This is a genomic window from Polaromonas sp. UBA4122, from assembly GCA_002381615.1.
Lineage (GTDB): Bacteria > Pseudomonadota > Gammaproteobacteria > Burkholderiales > Burkholderiaceae_C > Polaromonas.
Map to the genome: position 1 here is coordinate 1 of DFWY01000146.1, position 7,688 is coordinate 7,688.

Consider the following 7,688-nt stretch of genomic DNA (forward strand, 5'->3'; position numbering starts at 1 on the left):
GCCTGCAAGGCCTCGCGCAGTACGCGAAGCGACAAGCGTGGGGGCAACATTCATCAGAGGGCGGTTTCAGAGGTGGTTTGAAAACCGGCTGCCGCTGTCGGACCACATTACCCTGACCCAGCGCACGGTGTACATCATGCCGACGCGGCCGGGGCTGATGCTGGGCGTCACCCTGCTGGTGCTGCTGGTCGCCTCCATCAACTATCAGCTCAATCTGGGTTATCTGCTGACGTTTTTGCTGGCTGGCAGCGCATTGGTGGGCATGCACGTCAGCCATGGCACGCTGCGCGGGCTTGCTATTAATATAGTAGCTACTCACGCACGTCACGCGGGGGCTACAGCCACTTTTGATGTAAAACTCACGAATACCCGACGTTCTGCGCGCCACGGCATTGGCCTGAGCGTGCTGAGCGTCATGAATCCGCAAGGTGCAGAGGCGCAAAAAAGCAGCGAGCGGCACTGGGCCTGGACCGACGTACCGGCGCAGGGCAGCAGCGTGGTGCAGGTGGCGTTCACGCCGACCCGGCGCGGCCTGCACCGCCTGCCCACGCTGACCGCAGAAACCCGCTTTCCGCTCGGCACCTTCCGGGTCTGGACCGTCTGGCGACCCGCGGCGCAAATACTGGTCTATCCGGCGCCTGAACTGAACCCACCGCCACTGCCGCCCGGCGAGCCCCGTTCTGGAGGCGCTGCAGCGGCAGCACGGGCGCAGAGCACAGGCGAATTTGACGGCGTCAGGGCTTACCGCCGCGGCGACCCCATGAAACTCGTGGTCTGGAAGAAGGCAGTGAATGCCATGAGCGCCGACGGGCACGGTAGCGGGCTGGTGGTGCGCGACACCGAGCAGGTCCAGCGCTATGAACTCTGGCTGGATTTCATGCTGGCCGGCCCTTTCGGCACCGAGCAAAAACTCTCCCGGCTGTGCGCCTGGATTCTTCAGGCCGACCAGCGGGAGCTGGACTATGGCCTGCGCCTGCCGGCGCTGGAAATCAAGCCGTCCAGCGGCGAAGCCCACAAACGCCAATGCCTGGAGGCGCTGGCCGTATGCTGAAGCGGGCACTCCTCACACTGCGCAACCTGCCGCGTGATGGCCGGGACACGCTGTTTTTGCTGGGGGTGATTGCCTGGGTGTTGCTGCCTCAGGTGAGCCATTTGCCGCTGTGGTGCAGCGCAGGGGCTGGTGCCGTCCTGCTCTGGCGCGGCTGGCTGGCCCTGCAGGTCAGGCCGCTGCCCGGTAAATGGTGGCTGCTGGGTTTGCTGGCCGTGATGGTCGCCGCGACATTTGCCACCCACGGCACCCTGCTCGGGCGCGATGCGGGCGTGACCATGCTGGTGGTGTTGCTGACACTCAAAACACTGGAATTGCGCGCCCGGCGTGATGCTTTTGTGGTTTTTTTCCTCGGCTTTTTCTGCATGCTGAGCAATTTTTTCTACTCGCAGTCTTTGCTGACGGCCTTCAGCATGTTGCTGGGCCTGCTCGGCCTGCTGACCGCATTGGTCAACGCCCACCTGCCGGTCGGCAAGCCGCCCCTGGCGCAGGCCGCCAAAACTGCGGGCTGGATGGCCCTGCTAGGCGCGCCCATCATGCTGGTGTTGTTCTTGCTGTTTCCGCGACTGGCGCCCTTGTGGGGTGTGCCCAGCGACGCGATGACCGGCCGCAGCGGCCTGAGCGCCAGCATGGAGGTTGGCACGATTGCCCACCTGGCACTGGACGACAGCGTGGCCATGCGGATCAAGTTCGAGGGCGAGGCCCCGCCGCAGCGCGACCTTTATTTCCGGGGACCCGTGCTCTCAAACTTTGATGGCCGCCGCTGGCAGCCCCGGCGTGCCAGCCTGCCTTCACGCTATACGCTGCCAGCCAATTTGCAAGTCTCCGGCAAGCCGATCGATTATGAAGTCACGCTGGAGCCCACCAGCAGGCCCTGGCTCTTCGTTCTGGAGGCCGCCGCACAAAAACCGCAGTTGCCCGGTTATCGCAGCGTCATGGATGCCGACCTGCAGTGGCTCACCGACCGGCCCATCACCGACATCGTGCGCTACAAGGCCAGCAGCTATCCGGCGTTCAGGCACGGGCCGGTGCAGCCCGTGGTCGGTCTGCAGGAGTTTGTCGATCTGCCGCCCGGCTTTAACCCGCGCACGCTGGCGCTGGCCAGCCAGATACGGCGCGACCCGCGTTATGCCCAGGCCAACGCAGGCGTGCTGGTGCAGGTGGCGCTGGAGCGCCTGCGCAGCGGCGGCTACACCTACACGCTGGACCCCGGCGTGTATGGCCAGCACACGGCCGACGAGTTCTGGTTTGACCGCAAGGAAGGTTTTTGCGAGCACATCGCCTCAAGCTTTGTCATCCTGATGCGCGCGCTCGACATACCGGCGCGCATCGTCACCGGCTACCAGGGTGGCGAACGCAACAGCGTCGATGGGTTCTGGGTCATCCGGCAGAGCGACGCGCACGCCTGGGCCGAAGTCTGGCAGGCCGGCCTGGGTTGGGTGCGGGTCGACCCGACGGCAGCCGTGGCACCAGGGCGCATAGGCGCGTTCCAGCGACTGGCCGCGCCACAGGGTGTGGTCGCACAGGCATTCGGCAACTTCAGCCCCACGCTGTCAGCGCAGCTGCGCGCCACCTGGGAAGCAGTGAACAACGGCTGGAACCAATGGGTGCTCAACTACACCCAGGGCAAGCAGCTCAACTTGCTCAAAAACATCGGTTTTGAATCCCCGAGCTGGCAGGATTTGAGCTACCTGCTCATCACCATTGTCGTGCTGGCCAGCTTGGCCGGGGCTGGCTGGACGCTGTGGGAGCGCACCCAGCACGACCCGTGGCTGCGCCTGCTGGCCCGCGCGCGCCAGCGGCTGGCCCAAGCCGGCATTGAAAGCACGCCCGCCACCTCGCCGCGCCAGTTGGCCCGGCTGGTGCTGGCAAAATACGGCAGTCAGAGCGGCAGCCAGGGGCCGGCGCTGCATGACTGGCTGATGCAACTGGAGTTGCAGCGTTACGCCAATCCATCCGCCAGCCGGCAAATTCAGCTGAATCAACTCAAGCAACAATTCAGCCGGCTCGCATGGCCTGCTTAAAATTGAATCCAGCCCACCTATTTCCTTCGCATGACACTTCAGACGCCTCTTCATCGTTTTAGATTTGCTATTTTTTTTATAGCTGCTCTCGCAGGCGCAGCGGGCGTTAGCGAGGCAAAATCCTTTAAAAAGACGGTTGCCTACAACGCCGCACAGTCCCATGGCCCCCTGTATGCCACGCGCACCGAGGCCATGCAGTTTGCAGACGACCTGGCCAGCCGGCGCGACCTGGACCCCGCCTGGGTGCGCGAGGCTATTGGCCAGTCGCGCTATATCTCCACGGTCTCACGGCTGATGCAGCCGCCCACCAAACCCTTTGTCAAAAACTGGCGGGTTTACCGCAGCCGCTTCATCGACCCCATCCGCATTGAGGCCGGCGTGCGCTTCTGGCAGGCCAACCAGCAGGCGCTGGAGCGCGCTGAAAAAGAGTATGGCGTGCCCGCTGAAATCATCGTCGGCATCATCGGTGTGGAAACCATTTACGGCCGCGACACCGGCAGCTTCCGCGTGATGGACGCGCTGAGCACGCTGGCCTTCGACTTTCCGGCCGACCACCCGCGCGCCACGGAGCGCAGCGAGTATTTCAAAAGCGAGATCGAGCAGTTTCTGACCCTGGAAAGCCGCCGCGGCGCCACCCCGATGGAGGCCCTTGAAATACAGGGCAGCTATGCCGGTGCCATGGGCATGCCGCAGTTCATGCCGTCGAGCTGGATCAAGTATGCGGTGGACTTCGACGGCGACGGCACCATCGACCTGTGGAACAGCCCGGCCGACGTGATTGGCTCGGTCGCCAATTATTTCAAGACCTTCAACTGGCAGCCCGGCATGCCCACGCACTACCCGGTGAGTTTTGACGCCAGCCGTCTGGACATGGACGCCCTGATGGCACCCGACATCCTGCCGACTTTCAGCGTGGCCAGTTTCACCGCCAAAGGCGCCGTGCTGGAAGGCCCAGCGCTGCAACACCCGGGGCCGCTGGCACTGATCGAGTTGCTCAATGGCCCGGATGCGCCCACGTATGTGGCGGGCACCGAGAATTTTTACGCCATCACCCGCTACAACTGGAGCAGCTACTACGCCATGGCGGTGATTGAGCTGGGGCGGGAAGTCAAGCAAGAACTGGTTAGGTCTGTTGGGCGCTAGCGCCCAAAGCAAGCCGCAACGCCGCATTCGGGCTACGGCAACACGGCTGATTTAACTGGCAACCATCGGCCAGAACCGGTCAGTCGCTCCCTCATCTCATGGCGTGGGCATTCAAGGTCACATCGTTCTGACTGGCTCGGGGATTTGAGGTGACTACACTCTGGTCATGCTCAATCGACCCGAAAAGTAGTCATGGAAATTTTTGTTCTGGTGATCCTGATCGCCATAGGCGCTTACACACTCAAATCGAGAGACGAGAAAAGGCGTATTGCCTTGCTGGGAAGTCATCTCGGGAAGTACCAGATTGAAAAGCTGATGGAAAGCCTGACAGAGGGTTACATGCGAGCGCTTGGGGAGGATGATCCAGACCGACGTGAACAAATCTGGAGTCTATTGAGCACAGCCGAGATGAAGCTGTGTGATCAGTTCAATAGCTTCGTCGCCGAGTTTTCCAGGGTCAATGAGACAGACGCGCGCGTGAGCAAGCTGGCTGTATCAATCCCCTATGCAGACAAGCTTTTTCCAAACGCTACGTTTGACCTGCGGAAGGCCTTGAGCATTCATGCCCGAGGGATCACAAATGCAGCGAAAAACAGCCTCAATCAGACGCCCAAAAGCAAGGCCTTCACCATGTCAGCCGAGCTATTTTTGATGCAGCACACCTGTCACTGGTTCTGCAAGTCCAAAGCAGTAGCCTCTACACGGATCCTGGTTCGGCACAAAACGTCGTACGAGCTACTGGTTGATTCCGTGGCACCCGATACACGCAACGCCTATTGCACCTTGATTGGACGTTGAGGCGCTCAATGCAGGGAGCAGCTTTGGGTCGGTGTCACCGAAGCAGGATGAACTGGTCATATTCAAATTACTACCACTGCCACCATTCATGCGTTCGGCTTGCGGGCGATCACTGTTGAGAAACGTTTAAGGGTGCCGTTGGATGCCTCGAAATCATGGCACACAGAATGCTCGATCGTCCATCCTTCGAACCGTCCCTGGATTTCCGCCGGGCCGAATAGACAGTAACCGCCAGGGTCAAACATGTCCAGGTAAGTCGTTCCCTCAACCAGGACATTGATTGCAGCAATGCCACCAGGTCGAACATGCGCCTGCAGCTGAGACAGGACTTTGGACGCAGTCGAACAGTCAAAAAACATCAGCAGACCGATGGAGACGATGCAGTCGTATTCACCGATTATCGAATAGTCGCGCAAATCGGCAAGTGACGCCAAAACCGGGGCATTTTCAGCCGCGGCGCGTAATCGGATAAGCTCAATTGCGGCAGGGCTGGCATCCAGGGCCGTGACCTTGCATCCCCTCTTTGCGGCGGCAAATGCCAGATTTCCCAAGCCGCAACCGAAATCAAGCACTTCGCCGCGTAGGTAGGGAAGTGCCACTTCCTCAAACGGATTAAGCTTGAACGCGACGTCCTTCGACTGACGCCGAAACTGCTCGTCGAAGAAGGCGATGCTCTTGTTCTCACTCATATTCAGGAAATTTTATACCCTCAAAACTCCGCCGACTCTGGCTCCCTCGCCACCTGAACGAGCCGTGGCGCCAGCCATTCACCGCGCACTATCGACCAAAACCTGTCGGTCAAATGTGACTCGTGAGTGACTCCCAAGACACATTGCGGGTCTTCACCACAGTCCGCTATCCGGTACTCCAGTTCAACGCCGTAAAGAAGCAGTTCGTGGCGACCCGCAAGGTGTCTCCAGCTGCCAGTTTTCACGAATGGAAGTCGGCAAACGAGCGCAACGCAATTCGGTAGTGCAGCAGTCCTTAGCGAACGGCCGCCAGACATTGGCTCACGACGGTCAGTCAGCCGTCCATTCCAATTCAAAACCACCACTGATTCAGGTTAAAACCCGTCGAGACCACCGGTACAGTACGCTAGGGGGATACTGCCGTTGGCCTTATCCCGTTTCCTGTCCCCGCCATGTCCACCTCGCCTGAATCTCCTGCCCAATCTGCAGCCGCTGTGCCCTGGCTGCCTTTGCTGACACTGGTCAGCGCCTTCGCGCTCAGCCAGGCCTTTCGCACCGTTACCGCAATGATGGCGACTGGTTTGCAGCAGGATTTCGGTTTGTCCACGCAGGCGTTGGGCTTGTTTGCCGCCACATTTTCCTTTTCCTTCGGCCTGAGCCAGTTCGTCATTGGGGTGGCGCTGGATTTTTACGGGCTGCGTCGCACCTGGCTGTGCACTTTTCCGCTGGCCATCCTTGGTGCGCTCGCCTCCGCGCTGGCGCCGAACTACGCCGTTCTGGTGCTTGGCCAGGCATTGATCGGCATCGGTTGCTCGCCGGCCTTTGTGGTGTGCACGCTTTTCATCGCAAGGCGCTTCCCGGCGCACCGCTTTGCCGCAATATCCGGAGTGGCCATGGGGATGGGTGGGCTGGGGCTGGTGCTCACCGGTACGCCATTGGCCTGGCTCATTCATGTAAGTTCGTGGCGCATGGGCTTTGCCGTGCTGGCGGGGCTGGCGTGCGTTTCGTGGCTGTTGGTGCAGTCGCAGTTGCGGGAGGACTTGGCCGCTGCCCAGCACCGCCCGGACAGCCTGGGACACGCCTTGCGTGGTTTTGGCGCGCTGTTTCTGCTGCCACAGACCTGGGGCATTCTGGCGCTGGCTCTGGTCAATTACGCGTCTTTCCTGACCATTCGCGGTCTCTGGCTGGGACCTTTGCTCATACACCGCCACGGTATGTCGCTGGTACAGACCGGCAACGTGGCTCTGGTAGTTTCGGTGCTGTCGCTGTTCACGCCCGCGCTGTTTGGCCACTTCGATCCCGGCCCAGCACGGCGACGGCCCTGGATTGTGCGCGCAGCGCTGGCCATCGCCGTGGTCTTTGCGCTGATGGCGTTTCTACCTCTGGACTGGGTGGACGTTGGCGGCATGGTGGCGGTGGCGGTGCTCTCCGGAGCCGCCATTCTGCAGTACGCCAACGTGCGTGCCTCCTATAACGCTGAAATAAGCGGTCGCGCCATGTCGGTCTTCACCATGGCAATGTTTCTAGGTGTGGCCTTCGTGCAGAGCCTGAGCGGCTTGGCGGCGTCCTGGTCGCTGGCCTTGGGGCAGGACCCTTATTCGGGTGTGTTGGTTTGCGTGGCGTCACTGCTGGCGCTGGGCACGCTGGCGTTTCGCCTGTTGCCGGTGGCGCGGCTGGGCTGAGCCCGGCGTTTGCGTCAAACCCTGGTCGCGTAGACCCGATTGCGTCTCAAGGATAGGGTAGTCGCAATGCCGGGAAAGTGGGCACCGGTATACATTGACGACCAGCCCGTCCATGAGTGGCGGTTTTGCAAGTATCTTCATCCGTCGCAGGCCGCTGATGCATAACCAGTTCCAGCTTGCAGCGGGCGCGGCCAATTCAACCCATCAGTCCAGTTCACAGGTTCAGTCTGTTGCCGTTATAGAACTTGAAAGCTGATCGACACGGCCGCCACCGTCAAGAACAGACACATACCTGCCCTTCGCC

At 60.9% G+C, this 7,688-nt stretch carries 6 protein-coding genes; 5 read left to right on the forward strand and 1 reads right to left on the reverse strand.

Annotation, left to right across the window (positions count from 1 at the left end; translation table 11 throughout):
• Positions 1-37 precede the first annotated feature (37 nt).
• From B3F77_RS17510 to B3F77_RS17525, 4 genes are all read left to right on the forward strand, one after another.
• Positions 38-1,051, forward strand: a complete 1,014-nt coding sequence (locus tag B3F77_RS17510; RefSeq protein ID WP_293606196.1) for a DUF58 domain-containing protein — start codon at positions 38-40, stop codon at positions 1,049-1,051.
• Positions 1,045-3,072, forward strand: coding sequence for a DUF3488 and transglutaminase-like domain-containing protein (locus B3F77_RS17515; protein ID WP_293606191.1), 2,028 nt, complete (start codon positions 1,045-1,047; stop codon positions 3,070-3,072). The genes B3F77_RS17510 and B3F77_RS17515 overlap by 7 nt, the downstream gene beginning before the upstream one ends.
• A 30-nt stretch (positions 3,073-3,102) precedes the next feature.
• Positions 3,103-4,215 carry a lytic murein transglycosylase B gene (mltB, locus tag B3F77_RS17520; RefSeq protein ID WP_293606192.1) on the forward strand — a complete coding sequence of 371 codons (1,113 nt, stop codon included), beginning with the start codon at positions 3,103-3,105 and terminating at the stop codon, positions 4,213-4,215.
• A 192-nt stretch (positions 4,216-4,407) separates the two neighbouring features.
• On the forward strand, positions 4,408-5,013 hold the full coding sequence (locus B3F77_RS17525) for a hypothetical protein (protein ID WP_293606193.1): 606 nt from the start codon (positions 4,408-4,410) through the stop codon (positions 5,011-5,013).
• An 86-nt stretch (positions 5,014-5,099) separates the two neighbouring features.
• Here the strand turns inward: B3F77_RS17525 and B3F77_RS17530 are convergent, their stop codons facing one another.
• On the reverse strand, positions 5,100-5,702 hold the full coding sequence (locus B3F77_RS17530) for an SAM-dependent methyltransferase (RefSeq protein ID WP_293606194.1): 603 nt from the start codon (positions 5,700-5,702) through the stop codon (positions 5,100-5,102).
• Positions 5,703-6,154: 452 nt separating this feature from the next.
• Between B3F77_RS17530 and B3F77_RS17535 the strand changes: the two genes are divergently transcribed.
• Complete coding sequence (locus B3F77_RS17535; protein WP_293606195.1) at positions 6,155-7,384, forward strand: MFS transporter; 1,230 nt, start codon at positions 6,155-6,157, stop codon at positions 7,382-7,384.
• The last annotated feature ends 304 nt before the right edge of the window (positions 7,385-7,688 follow it).